The sequence below is a fragment of the Pseudomonas sp. MWU13-2100 genome (assembly GCF_023242365.1).
GTDB lineage: Bacteria > Pseudomonadota > Gammaproteobacteria > Pseudomonadales > Pseudomonadaceae > Aquipseudomonas.
On record NZ_JALLIX010000011.1, the window covers coordinates 118,084 to 136,385 of the forward strand.

13 protein-coding genes and 1 pseudogene are annotated in these 18,302 nt (G+C 60.8%); 6 read left to right on the top strand and 8 right to left on the bottom strand.

The window, feature by feature from the left end:
* Positions 1-7 precede the first annotated feature (7 nt).
* Positions 8-1,261, bottom strand: coding sequence for a serine hydroxymethyltransferase (gene glyA, locus M5B99_RS10425; RefSeq protein WP_248803950.1), 1,254 nt, complete (start codon positions 1,259-1,261; stop codon positions 8-10).
* A gap of 345 nt (positions 1,262-1,606) precedes the next feature.
* On the opposite strand from glyA, the gene M5B99_RS10430 reads away from it, so the two are divergent.
* Both M5B99_RS10430 and M5B99_RS10435 read left to right on the top strand, forming a co-directional pair.
* The gene (locus M5B99_RS10430) at positions 1,607-2,647 is read left to right on the top strand and encodes a threonine aldolase family protein (RefSeq protein WP_248803951.1); all 1,041 of its coding nucleotides are present in this window, start codon (positions 1,607-1,609) and stop codon (positions 2,645-2,647) included.
* A gap of 380 nt (positions 2,648-3,027) precedes the next feature.
* Positions 3,028-3,243 carry a hypothetical protein gene (locus M5B99_RS10435; protein ID WP_248803952.1) on the top strand — a complete coding sequence of 72 codons (216 nt, stop codon included), beginning with the start codon at positions 3,028-3,030 and terminating at the stop codon, positions 3,241-3,243.
* Positions 3,244-3,472: 229 nt separating this feature from the next.
* Here M5B99_RS10435 and M5B99_RS10440 read toward each other — a convergent pair whose 3' ends face one another.
* Entirely contained in the window at positions 3,473-3,778 is a 306-nt protein-coding gene (locus M5B99_RS10440; protein ID WP_248803953.1) for a cell division protein ZapA, read from the bottom strand.
* Positions 3,775-4,005, bottom strand: coding sequence for a hypothetical protein (locus M5B99_RS10445; RefSeq protein ID WP_121135201.1), 231 nt, complete (start codon positions 4,003-4,005; stop codon positions 3,775-3,777). Before M5B99_RS10445 ends, M5B99_RS10440 begins: the two co-directional genes overlap by 4 nt.
* 296 nt (positions 4,006-4,301) lie before the next feature.
* On the opposite strand from M5B99_RS10445, the pseudogene M5B99_RS30200 reads away from it, so the two are divergent.
* Both M5B99_RS30200 and M5B99_RS30205 read left to right on the top strand, forming a co-directional pair.
* Positions 4,302-5,057: pseudogene (locus tag M5B99_RS30200) on the top strand (MCP four helix bundle domain-containing protein); the annotation flags it as partial.
* Positions 5,049-5,912, top strand: coding sequence for a methyl-accepting chemotaxis protein (locus M5B99_RS30205; protein WP_412548720.1), 864 nt, complete (start codon positions 5,049-5,051; stop codon positions 5,910-5,912). The pseudogene M5B99_RS30200 and the gene M5B99_RS30205, both read left to right, overlap by 9 nt.
* Before the next feature lie 324 nt (positions 5,913-6,236).
* On the opposite strand, the gene gbcB is transcribed toward M5B99_RS30205, so the two are convergent.
* Entirely contained in the window at positions 6,237-7,337 is a 1,101-nt protein-coding gene (gene gbcB / locus M5B99_RS10455; protein ID WP_248795252.1) for a glycine-betaine demethylase subunit GbcB, read from the bottom strand.
* 284 nt (positions 7,338-7,621) lie between these two features.
* On the opposite strand from gbcB, the gene gbcA reads away from it, so the two are divergent.
* Positions 7,622-8,917 carry a glycine-betaine demethylase subunit GbcA gene (gbcA, locus tag M5B99_RS10460; RefSeq protein ID WP_248795250.1) on the top strand — a complete coding sequence of 432 codons (1,296 nt, stop codon included), beginning with the start codon at positions 7,622-7,624 and terminating at the stop codon, positions 8,915-8,917.
* A 128-nt stretch (positions 8,918-9,045) separates the two neighbouring features.
* Here the strand turns inward: gbcA and M5B99_RS10465 are convergent, their stop codons facing one another.
* From M5B99_RS10465 to M5B99_RS10475, 3 genes are all read right to left on the bottom strand, one after another.
* Positions 9,046-10,290 (bottom strand): metallophosphoesterase, encoded by a 1,245-nt coding sequence (locus M5B99_RS10465; RefSeq protein ID WP_248803955.1) that lies wholly within the window; start codon positions 10,288-10,290, stop codon positions 9,046-9,048.
* 10 nt (positions 10,291-10,300) lie between these two features.
* Positions 10,301-12,169 (bottom strand): hypothetical protein, encoded by a 1,869-nt coding sequence (locus tag M5B99_RS10470; protein WP_248803956.1) that lies wholly within the window; start codon positions 12,167-12,169, stop codon positions 10,301-10,303.
* A 243-nt stretch (positions 12,170-12,412) separates the two neighbouring features.
* On the bottom strand, positions 12,413-15,865 hold the full coding sequence (locus M5B99_RS10475) for a GMC family oxidoreductase N-terminal domain-containing protein (RefSeq protein WP_248803957.1): 3,453 nt from the start codon (positions 15,863-15,865) through the stop codon (positions 12,413-12,415).
* 1,163 nt (positions 15,866-17,028) lie between these two features.
* On the opposite strand from M5B99_RS10475, the gene M5B99_RS10480 reads away from it, so the two are divergent.
* On the top strand, positions 17,029-17,490 hold the full coding sequence (locus M5B99_RS10480; protein ID WP_248803958.1) for a transglycosylase SLT domain-containing protein: 462 nt from the start codon (positions 17,029-17,031) through the stop codon (positions 17,488-17,490).
* A 32-nt stretch (positions 17,491-17,522) separates the two neighbouring features.
* On the opposite strand, the gene M5B99_RS10485 is transcribed toward M5B99_RS10480, so the two are convergent.
* Positions 17,523-18,293, bottom strand: a complete 771-nt coding sequence (locus M5B99_RS10485) for an electron transfer flavoprotein subunit beta (RefSeq protein WP_248803959.1) — start codon at positions 18,291-18,293, stop codon at positions 17,523-17,525.
* Positions 18,294-18,302 lie beyond the last annotated feature (9 nt).

The window sequence follows — 18,302 nt, forward strand, 5'->3', positions numbered from 1 at the left end:
ACCGCTCTCAGCGATAAACCGGGAAGTCCGCGCACAGGGCTGCCACGTGCTTGGCGACGTTCGCTTCGACATCGGCGTCGCCGAGGTTGTCGAGGATGTCGCAGATCCAGCCGGCCAGCTCGACGCACTGAGCCACTTTGAACCCGCGGCTGGTGACGGCCGGGGTGCCGATGCGCAGACCGGAAGTGACGAACGGCGACTGTGGATCATTCGGCACGGCATTCTTGTTCACGGTGATATGGGCACGGCCCAGGGCGGCATCGGCCTCCTTGCCAGTCAGGCCCTGACGGATCAGGCTGACCAGGAACAGGTGATTGTCGGTGCCGCCGGACACTACATCGTAGCCGCGTTTGATAAATACGCCCGCCATGGCCTGGGCGTTATCGATCACTTGCTGCTGGTAGACCTTGAAACTCGGTTCCAGCGCTTCCTTGAAGCTCACGGCCTTGGCGGCGATCACATGCATCAGCGGGCCGCCCTGGCCACCGGGGAACACCGCGGCGTTGAATTTCTTTTCCAGCTCTTCGTTGGCTTTGGCCAGGATCAGGCCGCCACGGGGACCGCGCAGGGTCTTGTGGGTGGTGGTGGTGACCACATCGGCATACGGCAACGGGTTCGGATACAGGCCGGCGGCGACCAGGCCGGCGACGTGGGCCATGTCGACGAAGAAATAGGCACCCACCTTGTCTGCGATTTCGCGGAAACGAGGGAAGTCGAGGGTTTTCGAATAAGCCGAGAAACCGGCGATGATCATTTTCGGTTTGTGCTCGACGGCCAGGCGCTCGACTTCGTCGTAGTCAATCAGGCCGGTGTTGGTGTCGATGCCATATTGCACGGCGTTGTAGAGTTTGCCGGAGAAGCTGACCTTGGCGCCGTGGGTCAGGTGACCGCCGTGGGCCAGGCTCATACCCAACACGGTGTCGCCGGCGTTGAGCAGGGCCAGGTAGACCGCGGCGTTGGCCTGGGAACCGGAGTGCGGCTGGACGTTGACGTAGTCGGCGCCGAACAGTTGCTTGGCGCGTTCGATGGCCAGGGCCTCGACCTTGTCGACGTGTTCGCAGCCACCGTAGTAGCGCTTGCCCGGATAACCTTCGGCGTATTTGTTGGTCAGGCCGCTGCCCTGGGCCTGCATCACGCGTTTGCTGGTGTAGTTTTCCGACGCGATCAGCTCGATGTGATCTTCCTGGCGCTGCTCCTCGGCATTCATGGCCGCCATCAGTGCATCGTCATAACCCTGGATCTGGTCTTGCTTGCTGAACATCGCGTCTCTCCCAGCGGCGGCGGTGCGCCATTCGTCTCGGTGAGGCCTTTACCTTACGGCAGTGCCCTTTGGATGCGATGGTATGGCCGACGCAGACCGATCAAATGCCTATGGACGCCACGCAAAGGTGCGTTTACGACATGACTTCAAGCACAAGGATGATCAATGCCTGGACAACCCTGTGGGAGCGGAGCTTGCCCGCGAAGGCGTCGGCACTGTCGAGCTATTTTGTGTGTTGCTGACCCTGGCCCCTTCGCGGGCGAGCTCCGCTCCCACAACTGTGCCTGTGCGACAAGGTCAATTCTGGTTACAGTGCGCACCATAATCGTTCACAAGGACCGGGCCATGACCGACAAGAGCCAACAATTCGCCAGCGACAACTACTCCGGTATCTGCCCCGAGGCCTGGGCCGCCATGGAACAGGCCAACCACGGCCACCAGCGCGCCTACGGCGACGACGAATGGACCCAGCGCGCCGCCGACGGTTTCCGCCAACTGTTCGAAACCGACTGCGAGGTGTTCTTCGCCTTCAACGGCACCGCGGCCAACTCCCTGGCCCTGTCGTCGTTGTGCCAGAGCTACCACAGCGTGATCTGCTCGGAGACCGCCCACGTCGAGACCGACGAATGCGGCGCGCCGGAGTTTTTCTCCAACGGCTCCAAGCTGCTCACCGCGCGTACCGAAAACGGCAAGCTGACTCCGGACGCAATCCGCGAAATCGCCCTCAAGCGCCAGGACATCCACTACCCCAAGCCCCGCGTCGTGACCCTGACCCAGGCCACCGAAGTCGGCAGCGTCTACACCCCGGACGAAATCCGCGCCATCAGCGCCACCTGCAAGGAACTCGGCCTGAACCTGCACATGGACGGCGCGCGCTTCTCCAACGCCTGCGCCTACCTCGGCTGCACCCCGGCGGATCTGACCTGGAAGGCCGGCGTCGACGTGTTGTGCTTCGGCGGCACGAAAAACGGCATGGCGGTGGGTGAAGCGATCCTGTTCTTCAACCATGACCTAGCGGTGGATTTCGACTATCGCTGCAAGCAGGCCGGGCAGCTGGCCTCGAAAATGCGCTTTCTGTCGGCGCCCTGGGTCGGTTTGCTGGAAAACGACGCCTGGCTCAAGCACGCCCGCCATGCCAACCACTGCGCGCAACTGCTCAGCAGTCTGGTCAAGGACATTCCTGGCGTGGAACTGATGTTCCCGGTGGAGGCCAACGGCGTGTTCCTGCAACTGTCGGAAGCGGCCATCGCCGCGCTGACCGCCAAGGGCTGGCGCTTCTACACCTTCATCGGCAAGGGCGGCGCACGCTTCATGTGCTCGTGGGACACCGAGGAAGCGCGGGTACGGGAACTGGCGGCGGATATTCGGGAAGTCATGTCGGTCTGAGCCAACTTCTTTTAATCGCGCTTTGTCTTAAGCTAAAGCGCGATGCTCCCCCACCCGCCCCTTCAATCGCCCCAACCTTTCAAGTCTTTATAACACTTCACAATAAACCACTGTCCCTTGAGCAATAGCGGTAATGCCTCAATTTCAAAACAGCCCCGCGTAAAAACAAAACCCTATAAAAAACAACCCGCCGCCTTTTACTGCAGACTCAACACATAAAAAAAACCATCACATCTACTGTCAAGACTGACAGTAGACGCCTTCAGCTGCCAAAAATAAAACCCTCACAACCTTGAGCGATGAGACAGGCAGCGAGCGTTCAGCAATATCGATTAAGGCATAGAAAATAACCCTATTTAGAGCAATCGAGGTTACTGACCATGCCACTGCAACTACACATTTGGATTGTTTTTCCCGATGGCACGCGTCATATCGTCGACCCAGATGATCCGGGCGGCGCGGCTCTTGTTGGCCTACAGAAAGGCGATACCGTCTCCATCGTTATTAACGACAAGGAACAGCGTGGAACGGTATTCGATAAAATTCTCGCCTATACCCCCCTGCATGACGGGTGGATTCTTAATTTATTGGTATAACCCCCTTGAACATTGTACCGCCTTGAAAACGGGCTAACACAACCTGTTTGAATCCCACCGCCTGGTGCTCAGCCTGCCGGTTCATTTATCCAAGGCGCGTCGTCAATACGACGCTCCTATATCAATATGGATAAATGAACCCTCCAGCCAAGCCTGGATATAAGCGGGCTTTGATCAGCATCAACGCTCTACTCTTCGGCCCGAGACAGTCCACATCACTCAAACGAAACTATTCCGTCTGCCCCACTGACCGCGCAATCACTTCGACCGTGGCGCTGACCTGCTCTTGGTAACGGTCGAGTTCTTCCCGGTGACGCTGCTGTGCTTCGATCTGCTGCGAACACAGGTTCAACGCCGCTAACACCAGCAGCTTGTCGCCGATCAGCGTGGGAAATTTCTTCTTGGTGTCGGCCAGGGCGGCCCTGAGCATTACCGTCGCGTCTTGCAAGGTCCGTTCCTGGCCGGCGGGCGCCTTGATCGAGTACTCCTCGCCGAGGATCGAGATGACGGTCACCCCGTCGCTGCTGGTTCTCATGCGCTCACGGGGCCTGCGCTGACACGCTCGACCAACGCCTGGATACGAGCGGCGGTGGCGCCGTGCTTTTCTTCCTGCTCCATCAGGTTCAGCTGCAGGCTTTCATTTTCATCCTTGGCCTGGGCCAGCTCGGTGCTCAGCGCGGTATTGGCGGCCAGCAGCTCCTGTTTTTGCTGAACCAGTTCGCTGACCAGTTGTTCCAGTTGACTCAGGGAAGCTTCCAACATTTTCTTGATCTCTCGGGCAGTTTCAAAGGGCGCGTACGATAAAGAAAAGCCCCCCCGTTTGCCAGGGGAAAACTGTCGCAAAGCCTTGATTTTCCTGGCGGGATGCTTTTCTTCGAACCTTAGGGACTGCGATTGCCAGGACATGTTCCCCACCCCCTGTCGGAAACCTTCGCCTGCGACAAATACGCGCAGGGACTTAAGACTTTAGTCCAATGACCGATAGGTCATTCAGACCCGCCTTAAAAGCCGCACGGAATGCGCCCTCCTCTCAGGTAGCCACCATGTCCCTACGTAACATGAACATCGCCCCGCGCGCATTCCTCAGCTTCGCCCTGATCGGCGCGCTGATGCTGATACTGGGGGTATTTGCCCTGAACCAGATGAGCAAGATCCGTGGGGCGGCCGAAGAGCTCAGCACCAACGGTGTGCCAAGCATCAAGAGCCTCGACGACCTCACCCAACTGACCCTGCGCCTGCGGGTGTTGTCCTATCGCCTGGTGACCAACCGCGCGCCCGACGAGCAACAGAAAATCCTCGACCTGTTCACCCAGCGCAATCAGCAGATCGGCAAGGCCCAGGCCATTTATGAAAAGCTGATCACCAGCCCGGAAGAGCGCACGACCTACAATCAGTATGTGCAAGTGCTCGACCAGTACCATCAGCTCGAAGAGCGCATGAAGGGCCTGTCGCGCAACAATCAGGTCAGTGAACTGGCGAGCCTGATCAACAGCGAGTTACTGGCCAACTCCGACCAGATCAACAACGCGCTCGCCAAGCTGGTGGAGATCAATACCCAGCAGACCAGCGACACCAATCAACAGGCCTCCGACCAGTACGCTTCGGCGTTCAACCTGGTGGTGGGTTTGCTGGTGCTGGCCACCGGCCTGACCTTGCTGTTTGCCTGGCTGCTGACCAACAGCATTACCCGCCCCATCGCCGACGCCCTGAGCGCCGCCGAGCAGATTGCCGAAGGCGATCTGACCCGACCGATCAAGGTCGAGGGCAACGACGAAGCCGGTCGCCTGTTGCAGGCCATGGTCAAGATGCAGCAGAAACTGCGCGACACCCTGCAGCGTATTTCCGGCTCCGCGACCCAGCTTGCATCAGCGGCGGAAGAGCTGAACGTCGTCACCGACGAAAGCGCCAAGGGCCTGGTGCGGCAGAACAACGAGATCGAGCAGGCCGCTACCGCCGTCAATGAAATGACCAGCGCCGTGGAAGAAGTCGCGCGTAATGCCGTGAGCACCTCCGAAGCCTCGAAGAATGCCACGGCCTCGGCCGGCGACGGTCGCGACCTGGTGCAGGAAACCGTCGGCGCCATCGAGCGCATGAGCGGTGATGTACAAAGCACCGCGACGCTGATCGGCAATCTGGCCAAGGAGTCCCAGGACATCGGCAAGGTGCTCGACGTGATTCGCGGGCTGGCTGACCAGACCAACCTGCTGGCCTTGAATGCGGCGATTGAAGCGGCCCGGGCCGGGGAAGCCGGGCGTGGTTTTGCCGTGGTGGCGGATGAGGTTCGGGCCCTGGCGCACCGTACCCAGCAGTCCACCAGCGAAATCGAGCGGATGATCGGCAGTATCCAGGGCGGGACCGAGCAGGCGGTGGATTCGATGCGCAACAGCACCGAGCGGGCGGAGTCGACCTTGAACATCGCCAAGGGCGCGGGGATGGCGCTGGATACCATCAATACGGCGATCGTCGAGATCAACGAGCGGAATCTGGTGATCGCCAGTGCGGCGGAAGAGCAGGCTCAGGTTGCCCGCGAGGTGGATCGCAACCTGGTGAATATCCGCGATCTATCGGTGCAATCGGCGACCGGGGCGAACCAGACCAGCGCGGCCAGCAGTGAGCTGTCGCGCCTGGCGGTGGATTTGAACAGCATGGTGGCGCGTTTTAGTCTGTAAACCTCAAAGCTGCGGATCGCCGCCCCTTGTGGCGAGGGGGCTTGCCCCCGCTCGGCTGCGCAGCAGTCGTAAAATCAGCAAATGCGGTGTGTCAGGCTGACCGTGTTTTCAGGGTTTGGGGCTGCTTCGCAGCCCAACGGGGGCAAGCCCCCTCGCCACAAAGAGACCGCATAGAGCCAGCAAACCTCTCATCACAAAGAGACCGCGCAGAGCCAGCAAACCTCTCATCACAAAGAGACCGCGCAGAGCCAACAAACCTCTCATCACAAAGAGACCGCGCAGAGCCAGCAAACCTCTCATCGCAAAGCGACCGCGGTCTTTCTGTCAGTACTCGATCCGCACATCGCCCTTCGGCACGCTGCAGCACGACAGGATATAACCCTCGGCCACATCGTCGTCAGTGATCCCGCCGTTGTGCTCCATCTCCACTTCGCCGCCCAGCTTCAGCACCTTGCAGGTCCCGCAGATGCCCATGCCGCAGGCCTTGGGAATCATCAGGCCAAGCTTGGCCGCCGCCGCGTGCACGGTTTCTCCCGGTGCCACGCGAATGCTCTTGCCGGTCGCGGTGAATTCCACCTGGTGCAAGTCCGCGGCATCCACTTCCGGCGCCTCGGCGGCCTGTTCGGCCTGTTCCACCGCGTCGGCACGGGCTTCCGCAGGCGTCGCGCCAAACGACTCCTCATGATAACGGCTCATATCGAACCCGGCCGCTTCCAGCAGACGCTTGACCGCATTCATATATGGCGTCGGGCCACAGCAGAACACTTCACGCTCAAGGAAGTCCGGCGCCATCAACTCCAGCATCTTGTGGTTCAGATAACCGCGATAGCCAGCCCAAGGCTCGCCCAGGCCGTGCTTTTCACAAATCAGGTGCAAGCTGAAGTTATCGATCCGCGACGCCATATGCTCCAGCTCGCGGTGATAGATGATGTCCTTGGGCGAACGGGCGCTGTGGATAAACACCATGTCGACATTCCCGTTGGTGTCGTAGAACCAGCGGGCCATGGACATCACCGGGGTGATACCGACGCCGCCGCTCAGGTACAGCACCTTCGGGCTCGGGAAGTCGATGGCGTTGAACAGCCCCACCGGCCCGTGCACCGCCAGTTCCTGGCCTTCGTGCAGGGTGTCGTGCAACCAGTTCGAGACTCGACCGCCGGGCACACGCTTGATGGTCACGGAAAAGCTGTAGGGCACCGAGGGCGAGCTGGAAATGGTGTAGGAGCGCATGATCGGCTCGCCTTCGATCTCCAGCTCCAGGGTGACAAACTGCCCCGGCTTGAAAAAGAACATGATTGGCTGGTCGGCCATGAAGCAGAAGGTGCGCACGTCCCAGGTTTCCTGGATCACCTTCACGCAGCGCACGATATGCCGACCATTGGCCCAGGTCTGGGTCGTTACCGGATTCAGGAAGTTGTTCGACATATTGTTCTCCACCGCCGACTGTCGGCTCTATGTTGGCGATTCTGCGCAAGGGTCGATGCGACCATTTACCTATCCGCGACATTGGCATGCTTATCGCGACCAGCCCGCAACGACCGGGGGTTGCGCGTCGGGAACGGATTCGGCCATGTCGCCCATGGATAAGGTTCATGTCGCTGCCAGCCGCACACTCCATCGCAAATGATCCACTGTATTTCCGTACTTGCGTGCTAACCGTATCAGCCACTATTCGCCGGCCACACCGCATGGCCATGAGGACTAAATCGATGGACGTCACCGCAACCCTGAGCTTGGGCGATCCGCTGGAACCCGCACGCAAGGCCACCGCGCAGATGCTGCAAGAGCGCGAGCGCACCTTCTCCCTACCACAACCGTTCTACTCCGATGAGCGGCTGTTCGAAATCGATATGCAGGAAATCTTTCAGAAAGAGTGGTTGATCGCCGGCATGACCTGCGAAATCCCGACCAAGGGCAACTACATGACCCTGCAGATCGGCAAGAACCCGATCATCGTGATTCGCGGCGCCGACGGCGTGGTCCACGCTTTCCACAACGTCTGCCGCCACCGCGGTTCGCGCTTGTGCACCAGCGACAAGGGCAAGGTCGCCAAGCTGGTCTGCCACTATCACCAGTGGACCTACGAGCTGGACGGTCGCCTGCTGTTCGCCGGTACCGAGATGGGCGCCGACTTCGACATGAAACAGTACGGCCTCAAGCCGGTGCATGTGAAGACCTCCGGTGGCTACATTTTCATCAGCCTGGCGGAAAACCCACCGGCCATCGATGAGTTCCTGACGACCCTGAACCACTACATGGAACCCTACGACATGGAAAACACCAAGGTGGCGGTGCAAACCACCTTGATGGAAAAAGCCAACTGGAAGCTGGTGCTGGAGAACAACCGCGAGTGCTACCACTGCGGCGGCTCCCACCCGGAACTGCTGAAAACCCTGCTGGAGTGGGACGACGTCACCGACCCGCGCGCCGACCAGAAATTCAAAGACCATGTGGCCGAATGCACCGTGGCCTGGGAAGCCGAAAAGATCCCTTACGCCCATGCCAGCTTCGGCTTGCGTAACCGGATCGTGCGCATGCCGCTGCTCAAGGGCACCGTGTCCATGACCATGGACGGCAAGCAGGGCTGCAAGAAGCTGATGGGCCGGATCAAGAACCCGGACCTGGGTTCGATGCGCATCCTGCACCTGCCGCACTCGTGGAACCACTGCATGGGCGACCACATCATCGTGTTCACCGTGTGGCCGATCAGCGCCCAGGAAACCATGGTCACCACCAAGTGGCTGGTGCACAAGGATGCGGTGGAAGGCGTCGACTATGACGTGGCGCGCATGCGTGAAGTCTGGGATGCGACCAACGACCAGGACCGTCGCCTGGCCGAAGAAAACCAGCGCGGCATCAACTCCACGGCCTACCAGCCGGGCCCGTACTCCAAGACCTACGAGTTTGGCGTGGTCAACTTCGTGGATTGGTACAGCGAGCGGATGTTGAGCAACCTGGGGGCCGAGCCTGCACCGTACCTCAAGGGCGTGCCGGTGCACGGCTAAGAGCAACAGCTTCGCGGGCAAGCTCCGCTCCCACAGGGGTTTTGTGATCGGTCGCAAAACTGCGGTACGACACAGACCCTGTGGGAGCGGAGCTTGCCCGCGAAGACGCCGGTACAGTCAACACAAGTCTACCCGTGAGACGACCACCTCACCGACCCATCCTCGCCAATAAACTCCTCGATAATATTCTCCCCGCTCAACCGCACCTTCACGTACCCATTGAGCACCCGCTCCGGGTAATCGGCGTCCCGGGCATTCTGCCCTTCGGAAAACAGCACCCGCTCATTGCCATCCAGCTCGCTGGTCACGCCATAGGGAATCGCCCCGTGCCCGGCACAACGCGCCTTCAGCCCAGCCTGCTCGGCATAGACAATCCCGTTGTGCAGGTGTCCCCAATACCAGTAATCCGGCACCCGCCCCAGCGCCTCGCAAACCGGCTGGTACAGGGGTGTCTGTGCCTTCGCGCCAATGTCGAAGCCCTGGTGATGACTGAGCACCATCAGCTTCTTGCGCTTGGGCAGACTTTGCATCCACTGGATCTGCGCATCATTGAGCGCACCGTCCATATAGAGATTCATCGCATCCGAGGCATAAGCCGAATCCAGGCCGACAATCAGCCAGTCGTCGTTGTACAGCGCGAAGTAGCTGGTGCCCTGCTGTACCGGGAAGCGCGCCTTGAGCTCGGCGAAGTAGCCGTGGGCACCGCTGTACATCTCATGATTGGAATTCAGGGTGAACGAGCCGAACTTGCCATGGGGCCAGCCGCGCATGTCGACGTTTTCCTGGGAACCGGTGCCGGCGTAATAGACATCCCCCAGGTGAATGCTGAAATCCGCCTCGTCCAGTTGCATCAAACGAGCAACGCTGACCGCCGGGGCATGGCTGTCGAACGGCCCCGTTCCCCAGTCGCCGGCAATGGTCAGCAGTACGTCGTCCTGCATCTTGATCAGCGCCGGTGTGGTACCGAAAGGCGCGTGATGACGCAGGTTCTCGATCCACTTGATCAGCGCCTCGCTCCAGAGCAGGTCCAGCAGCTCCCATTTGCGGCAACCCAGCAGGCTGCCGTCCTTGAGTACCAGCGTCGGCAGGTCAACCTCCGATTGCGGCAAGGGCGCGGCGTTGCCCAGATGCAGGATCGACAGGCCATGTGACAGTTCCCAGGGTACGGCCGGCTCGTCGGCGGGCAAGTCGCCGTGTTCGATGACGTACTGCGCCTGGTCGTGGCCACGCTGGAGCAGACGCTGGATGACCTGGAAGTCCTCGGGCTCGATCTCGCTGGTGAGCTTTTTCCAGGACAACTCCATCCGGGCTTTAAGACCGCCGAGGCGGACGCGGATTTTCGCAAGTTCAAGTTCCAGATGCGGCAAGTTCATGGCTGTCTCCCTACAACGTCTTCATGAATTCGATCAGCGCCCACTTCTCGGCGTCGGTAAGTTGGGTCCCGTACAGGTGACCACTGTTGTGGTTGCCTTCCAGACGGGTGTCATACCTGAAGTAGCTCGGTGCCTGGACCAGCGGGCCGCTGGTGACGAAACCGACCTTGACCGGGTCGTAGACATCAGAGCCGGTGTTGAACACCACCGGGCGTTTGTCCGGCGTCTGCAGCAGGTCCCAGAGGCTCGGCACCGAGCCGTTGTGCAGGTACGGCGCGCGCATCCAGATGCCGTCGGTGGGGGTATTGCTGTAGCTCTGGGTCTTGCGGTAGGCGTTGAAATCGAAGGGTGGTTTCTTGAACCCATGGAACGCCTGCACCAGGCCGACGGTGAAGGAGTCCAGACGATGGGGGTCGGTACCCAGTTGGTCGATTTGGGTGGTGACCTGGCCAGTATCGGCCTTGCCGAACTCATGGCAGCCCGCGCAGTTGTTGTCCCAGAGCGGCTTGCCCTGGGCCACCCGCGCCTGATCCAGGGCGAACGGCCAGGCCGGCGGCTGGGTGCCAAGCAGCCAGTGGGTGACCCGGTTGAAACTCTCCGGCAGCACCGACTGCGGCGTCGCGCCCACGGCCATGGCGGCGGCGTAGTTGCGCTCATGGATATCGTTGTTGTTGCCGTCCCAGTGCAGGTACAGCGATTCGCGCGGCTTCTGGTTCCAGATCTGCGGCAGGTCGACGGTGCCGATGGTCGAGTCATCCGGGAAACCGAAGACCACCATCTTGGTCGGGTTGAAGGTGTCCGTGCGCCCCGGCCCCTGTGCCGGCCGCAGTTTCTGCCAGGCATAGGCCTGCTTTTGCTTGAGCAACGCGCTCTTGGCCATGGGGATGATCAGATAGCGGTTGTACAAGCCCTCGAAGAAGCCCAGTTGGAACTTGGCGTTGATCGCCGTCATCACCGCGTCGGTGGTGAATTTCGGGTCGCTGGCGCAATCGTAGGCGAACCACTGGAAGGCTTGCAGTTGCAGGGTATTGGCCGGCGCGGTGGCAATCGGTTTGGCCACATCACTCGCCGAGGCGCGGTAGGAGCCGGTGTGGCACAACGCGCAGTTGGGCTCCACGGTCGGGTAGCCGATCTGCCGCTTGGCCATGCCGATGGGCAGGTCGCGACCGTTTTCATAGAGAAAGCCGAACGCCTCCCAGCCACCCGGCTTGGGCATTTTTTCCGGGCACATCTGCGGCAGCACGGCAAACAGGTAATAGGGGATTCGCGCCTCGATGCCCAGACCGATGGCGGCGTACTTGAAGTGATCCTCGTCGGAAGCGAACTTCTCCTCGGGCACCACCCGCAGCATGTTGTACCAGGTCTCGTAGCCGATAAAACCCAGTACCAGCAGGGTGACCAGCAGGCCGACCCGGAAGCCGTGGCGCCGCCAACGGACTTCCCAACCCTGGCACCAGGCATGCCAGCCGTCGACCAGCAGGGCCCAGGGCCGGTTGGCCGGTGTGCTGCCCATGTAGAGCGTGACGCCCAGCAGCAGGAACATGCTCAGGTCGCCATAGAGCATGGGCACGAACACCGTAGGGGTGTTGTTGGTCTCGATCAGGTAGATCCAGAACGCCACGGCGACCAGCCGGCTCAAGACGCATAACCAGGAGTGGATCACGAAGCGCGGGGCGTTGAAGCCCGACGGCATGTAGAACAGGCTGATCCCCACCAGCAACATGCCGGCGTTTTCCAGCCAGGGGTCCGAGAGCACCGGCGGCAGGCCAACCACCGAGGTCAGCAGCGCCGGGGCGAACAGGGCAGGCAGTGCGAACACCATGTTCATCACGATGCCTATCCAGATAAAGCGTTGAAACCAGCGGATGTAATTGTCCATATCACCCTTCCTTGTTATGCAGGAGCACCCTTCTGCTTGCGGCCAACGGGTTAACTTGTGGCAACCGGGCTGACTTGTGGCGAGCCGGCTAACTTGTGGCGACCGGGCTTGCCCGCGTTGGGGCGCGAAGCGGCCCTAAAACCTGCAATCGCGTTTTGTCTGGTAAAACGGGGCAAGCCCCCTCGCCACAACCACAAGTAAGCCTGCACACCACAACAAGCTCGCTCACCACAGGTGCCGGCCTCAGCCCAGCGCGGTTTTCTCCAGATGTTCAAGGATCAGCGGATACACATCGACCACCGCGTTCTTGCCGAACATGCAATCGATATGGCCATAACCCGGCACCACATGGCGGCTGAACAACTCGGGGCCATGCAGGCCGACCAGTCGGTCATAGGTCTTCTCCGTGCTTTCCGGCAAATAGCACTGGTTGTCGGCACCACTGATAAAACAGATCGGCAACTGCAGCCGGCTGAAATGCGGCATGTAGACATCGTTGCCCTTGAAGTCCACCAGATGCCCCTTGCGGCAGATCAGCGCCAGGTGTTCGAAGGTCTGGATATTTGATTGGCCGAACAGTTCGTGCAGGTTGTCGTGCAGGGTTTCGTTGAGGGTGTCGTGGCGGTACAGCGAGGCGTACATGAAGGTGATCCGGTGACAGACCGGGTTGGTGCAATAACCCTGGGCCTCGATCCGCGCATAGACATTGAGCGCCTTGTCATAGAGTTTGTTGAACCGGCTCTCCTTGCTGTCGGCGTAGGCGGTCAGCGACTTGATGCCCACCGCGTCGAGCATCCCCGGCAGGTGCAGGCCGGCCTTGATTCCGGTGGCCGTGGCCACCACCGTGTCCGCGGCAATCTGCGAGCAGACCACCGAGCGCACATCCTGCAGCCCCGCCAGCAACGACATGAAGAAAGTCGTGGCGCCGTAGCAATGCACCACGCACTGCACGTCCAGCGCGCCGGTGGCCTGGCGAATCTGCGCGATGGCCGCCTTGTAGTCGTACTGGGCGATCTGGTCGCCGTTCCACTCGTGTTTGCTCGCCGGCAACAGGATGCTGACCCGAAAATCCAGCAACCAGACGTCATAGTCGTGCTTGCACAGGTACTCCAGCAAGTTGGTCTGGATGGTGTCGGTGGAGAAGATATTCGAGCCCACGCCCAAACCGTGTACCAGCATCACCGGCCCCTTGCTGCCGGCCTGGTAGCGGGTCAGACGCAGTTGCACCGTGTCTTCGGTCTCGAAGAAATGCACGGTCGGCACCGGCGCATCCAGCGGCCGCTTGTGCCGGGGTGGCGCATCCGGGTTGAAGTAGATATCGCCGGCAAACACCCCACCGTAGCTTTCCCAGAGGATCCCGGCGAAGAACTTGCCGAAACGCGCCAGGGCCTCGATCCGCTCGCGTTCGTTGCGCGCATTGAGCACCTTCATGGTGGTCATCTGCTTGGCGAAGTCGGCGGGCTTGATATGCATGACCCCGGAGCCGATCACCGCGCCGGTCTTGTTCGGGCCTTGATAAAGGGTGACGTAGAGGGTGCTGGTGTCCGGCCAGATATTCAGCACGCCGTTGTCTTCGGGCACGGTCTTGAAGGCACTGAAGTAATAGTCGCGACCGTCCTCGGCAGTCAGCTTCATGTCATAGTTCATATGGCGCACGCCGACCTGCTGCTGGTACTGCTCGAACAGGTTGAACACGCCGTTGCTGGCGGTCAGCGGATAAGGCGACAGCGCCGGGGCATTGAGGGTGCCGACCAGGGTCGCGGCATGCTCCGGCTCCTTGATCAGGCGATTGAGGTCGTTGCCAGTGATGGTCAGGGTGAACTCAATAGGCGAGTTCTGCGCCTCGCCGCTCTTGGCGGCGGCCTGGTAGACCGCCAGGTCAGTACCCTGGGGCTGGGTGAAGTCCTTGGAAAAATAGCCCTTCATGGTTTCGGTGAACTGCACCCCCAGGGTCGGTGGCGCCACCGGTTTGCGCGGCGCCGACGGCAGGCGGTAGTCGATGACCCAGCCGCGATCGGCGGCCAGCAGGCCCATGTTGCGCTCGCTGACCGCCGAGATGGTCAGCAGCGGGTTGACCGCCAGCGAGGTCGGAATCACCGCCCCATCGGTCACATACAACCCCGGATAGACCGCATCGCCGTGGCTCCCGCTGAACACCTGCCCCTTGTGGTTGACCACGCCCTGCGCGGCGTCCTCACCCATCACGCAGCCACCCAATGGGTGCACCGAGACAATGCTGTGCTTGAGCAGCTGGGTCCAGATCGGGTTCGGCACCCAGACCCCGCCCAGGGCCTTGGTCGACTGATGCAGGCGCGCGTTACCGAGTTTGAAGTTTTCCTGCTCGCCCACCCCAGGCCAGTCGATGCGCAGCTGATCCTTGTCGTCCAGCAGCATGCGGCCCTTGCCGTCGTCATGGCTCATGATCAGGTAGGTCTGCATATTGTGCAGCGCACCGTAATACGGACCGCGCAGAAAACTTTCCGCCTCGCGGGCCTTGTAGTGCAGTTCGGCGCTGACGCCCTTGTCGGTAGCCTCGCCGATCATCCCGGCAAACCCGGCCATGGCCGGCACCATGGGCCGCCCCAGCGCGCCCGGGATCGAGCCCTCTTCAATCACCATGCGGCTGCGCCAGTCACCCTCGGTGCGCAGGTCGATGATCGAGGTGATACACGGCCCGACCGGCTCCATCTCCTTGGCCGAGTGGGCACCAAAACCGATGCCGTTGATGGTCTGTTCGCAATTGTGGCCGAAACCGAGGATATCGCCGTTGCCGCTCATGTTTTCGCCAAGCTGGTCGGACATCGGCACGCCTTTGCTGCGCGAGCGCAGGAGAATTTCCGTGGAGCCCAGGGTGCCGGCGGAGACCACCACGATGTTGGCCCTGACGAACAGGGTGGGTGCCGAGAATTTTTCCCGGCCACTGTCCAGGTACTGGAAGTGCACGATCCAACCGTCACCGTCGCGCTCCAGATGCCGCACCTCAGCCTGGCAGAAAATCTCCGCACCGTGGTTCCAGGCATCCGGCAGGTAGTTCATCAAGGTGGTGTTCTTGGCCTTGTTGTTACAGCCCGAGACACAGTCGCCACACTGGTTGCACGGCAGTTGTTCGACGCCGACATGGTTGAGGTTGTTGGGCAGCTTGTCGAAGGTCACGTTGATCGGCGGGGTATAAAAATGCGCTGTTTCCTCGAGGTAATCCGCCGACTTGCGGTTGGCATCCAGCTTCGCCAGTTTCGGTCCGGAGGCCGGATACGGGTTGGGCTTGAGCATTTCCCGGGCCCGCGCATAACCTTCGGCGAGCAGCGTGTCACGGTGCTCGCGCACCGCCTGGGGCCAGCGCGGGTCATCGAAGACCCCCGGCTCCGGCTCCAGGGACACGTTGGCATTGATCAACGAAGTGCCGCCCAGGCCGCAACCGACCACCACGTTCTGCTGGGCATTGACGTGCAGGTCGAACAAACCGGTGCGCGAGCCGATATGACCGTCCGGGTCATGCACCTGCAACTCTTCCGTCGCCGCGACCATGGTGTTGGGGTACTCACCCGGCTGGATCTCGCGCCCGCGTTCCAGCAGGCAGACGCTCTTCCCGGCACGCGACAGACGCGACGCGGCAATACCGCCGCCGTAACCGGAGCCGATCACGATGACGTCGTAGCGTTCCTTGATCTCACTGATGGATGTCGAAATCCGTGGCATGGTCATTTCCTCTATCAGGCTAGGTCGGGCAACTCTGCGATTGCCGCTACAGGGACGGACGGTGATGCAACAAACGCACGCGCACGCGGGTTCTCCAGACAAGCCGGGCATGCAGGCGAAAAGATCGGGTGGCGCACAAGCGCCAGCTCAAGCGCTATAGGCGAGCGCGCTGATGGATGGCGTGGCGGTGAATGCGTCTGGGAACCAGGGCGCTGGCTCGGGCCGCGGCCTTGAGGCGGGCGGACGGCGGCGGACGGTACTGCGGTTGACGACCCATCAAGCGCTCTCCCTGAACCTGATATGGATGCGAATAACGTTGTGCCCTTGTGCCATGAGTGAAGACTTTGAGCCGGGGGGTGTCAATAAACGCTCTTAGAACTGTATGAAATTTGATCTATAGCACTATGGGCTATAAGAACCGGGGCCTGGCGACCTTAGCGAACAACTTATCCACAGATCCACCCACAGCAAATGTGGGCAAGTAGCGCTTTATGCACCGGTGGCGGCGATGGAATCTGAATAAAATCCGTGACTTATTCAGAAAGACCCGTTCTGGCAGCTATTGATCAGTTTTTGATCACATTGTTACAGGCCACGTGTTTAAAGGCCTACGCAGGACCGCGAACACCTTATCCACAGAACGGCCAACAGACTTTGTGTGCAAGTCAGGGGTTTTCTCATGTCTCTGTGGAAAACCGCTGAAAGCCACGAGATATGAAGCTTACAGGCCGATCAAAGGCCGCAAAAAACACATTTGTATATTTTTTTGATCAAACACCTACAAGCCATATAAAACAAGGCTCGTAGAGGACAGCGAACATCTTATCCACAAATACGCCAACAGACTTTGTTAACAAGTCCGCGCCCGAGCGAAACCCGGCAACGCCCTTATCCACATAAAAATTCCAATAAAAACCGTCAGTTAGGTTGATCATTTTTCGTACGAAGGGCTACAGGCGTTGATTTACATAGGCTGCAGCCATGCACGAACACCTTATCCACAGGCCGACCCACAGCCTCTGTGGACACTTGTTCCGCGGGTGATGGTTTGTGGTTTTACACAGCGGCAAATGACGCCCTTGAGCGTGCGACTACACTTTCTCCACAACGCGCCATGTTCTAGCAGTGGAGGTGTCTTGGCACACGCTTCGCGAGGGAGCCCGATGCGCCATTCATGCACCATGCTTGTCGTCTGCTACCTGATCATGGCCGGCAGCGCCGCGGCCAACTGTTTTCAGGACGCCGGCGAGCGCTATCACATCGACCCGCTGCGGCTCTATGCCATTGCCGAGGTCGAGTCGGGCATGAACCCGGCGGCGCTCAACACCAATCGCGATGGCAGCCGGGATATCGGCCTGATGCAGATCAATAGCCGGCACCTGCCGCGCTTGGCGGCCTTTGGGATCGACGAACACAAACTGCGGAGCGAGCCCTGCACCAGTGTCATGGTCAGGGCCTGGATTCTGGCGCAGTCCATTCAGCAGTTGGGTTACGGCTGGCAGGCCGTGGGTGCCTACAACGCCGGCGCCCTGCCGGAGCAGGGCGACGGGCGCGAGCACTATGCGTTGCAGGTGTGGCACTACTACCGTGAGTTGTTGGCGCTGTACCGACCGACGCGGCGCTGAACAGGCGGCGTCGGAACCGCCCGGTGCAGGCCTCAGCGCAGCACGCCTTCCTCGATCAACAGCTTGAGAATAGCGTCGGCCCCGGCCTCGGCACTGACGCCCTTGAGCACCTGCCCGCCACCACCGCTGGCCTTGGCCGTAGCCGCCTTCATCCGGTCGGCACCGCTCTTGGCCTTGATCACCTTCAAGCGCTTGGGCCGTGGCTTGGCCGGTTGCAGCAAGGCGCCGGTGAATAACTCATCTTCCAGCACCTCCACTTCCTCGGCGTGCAGCACGCCACGCTGTGCCGGGCCGTAGGCGCTTTGCCGTGGCTTGGGCGCGGCGTTATCCACCGTCGCGAGAAACGGCAGGCGGACTTTCAAACGGCGCCGCTGCCCGCGTGGCAAGGCTTGCAGCACATGAGCCACACCGTTTTCGATGGACTCGACCTGGGCCAACCCGACCACCAGCGGCCAACCGAGGTTTTCCGCCAGCAGGAACGGCAGCATGCCCGAACCTTCGCCGGTTTCCGCCTGGCTGCCGGTGAGCACCAACTGGGCCCCGGCATCGCGCAGATAATCGGTCAGGGCCGGCAGCGCATCGGCCCCGGCCGGCTGTTCCAGCACCCGCAGTTCGTCCAGGCCCATGCCCAGGTAGGCGCGCAGCGCCGGCTCCGAGACATCGCCGGCATGCACCACCTGCAAGTTATCCCCAGCCAGTTGCAACCCCAGTTCCACCGCGCGGGCATCCTGTTCGGCGCGACGGGCGCGGCCGGAGGTCGGGTGGGCGCCGATGGAGACCAGGCTGATTACATTCGTACTCATGACGTCATC

What these genes read in the sequence shown, in the direction of transcription:
- M5B99_RS10435 (WP_248803952.1), top strand. Translation starts at nt 3,028, where the DNA reads ATGCCACTGCAACTACACATTTGGATTGTTTTTCCCGATGGCACGCGT.
- M5B99_RS10480 (WP_248803958.1), top strand. Translation starts at nt 17,029, where the DNA reads ATGCGCCATTCATGCACCATGCTTGTCGTCTGCTACCTGATCATGGCC.
- M5B99_RS10465 (WP_248803955.1), bottom strand. Translation starts at nt 10,290, where the DNA reads ATGAACTTGCCGCATCTGGAACTTGAACTTGCGAAAATCCGCGTCCGC.
- M5B99_RS10470 (WP_248803956.1), bottom strand. Translation starts at nt 12,169, where the DNA reads ATGGACAATTACATCCGCTGGTTTCAACGCTTTATCTGGATAGGCATC.
- M5B99_RS10485 (WP_248803959.1), bottom strand. Translation starts at nt 18,293, where the DNA reads ATGAGTACGAATGTAATCAGCCTGGTCTCCATCGGCGCCCACCCGACC.
- M5B99_RS30205 (WP_412548720.1), top strand. Translation starts at nt 5,049, where the DNA reads ATGCAGCAGAAACTGCGCGACACCCTGCAGCGTATTTCCGGCTCCGCG.
- M5B99_RS10475 (WP_248803957.1), bottom strand. Translation starts at nt 15,865, where the DNA reads ATGCCACGGATTTCGACATCCATCAGTGAGATCAAGGAACGCTACGAC.
- M5B99_RS10440 (WP_248803953.1), bottom strand. Translation starts at nt 3,778, where the DNA reads ATGAGAACCAGCAGCGACGGGGTGACCGTCATCTCGATCCTCGGCGAG.
- glyA (WP_248803950.1), bottom strand. Translation starts at nt 1,261, where the DNA reads ATGTTCAGCAAGCAAGACCAGATCCAGGGTTATGACGATGCACTGATG.
- M5B99_RS10430 (WP_248803951.1), top strand. Translation starts at nt 1,607, where the DNA reads ATGACCGACAAGAGCCAACAATTCGCCAGCGACAACTACTCCGGTATC.
- M5B99_RS10445 (WP_121135201.1), bottom strand. Translation starts at nt 4,005, where the DNA reads ATGTTGGAAGCTTCCCTGAGTCAACTGGAACAACTGGTCAGCGAACTG.
- gbcB (WP_248795252.1), bottom strand. Translation starts at nt 7,337, where the DNA reads ATGTCGAACAACTTCCTGAATCCGGTAACGACCCAGACCTGGGCCAAT.
- gbcA (WP_248795250.1), top strand. Translation starts at nt 7,622, where the DNA reads ATGGACGTCACCGCAACCCTGAGCTTGGGCGATCCGCTGGAACCCGCA.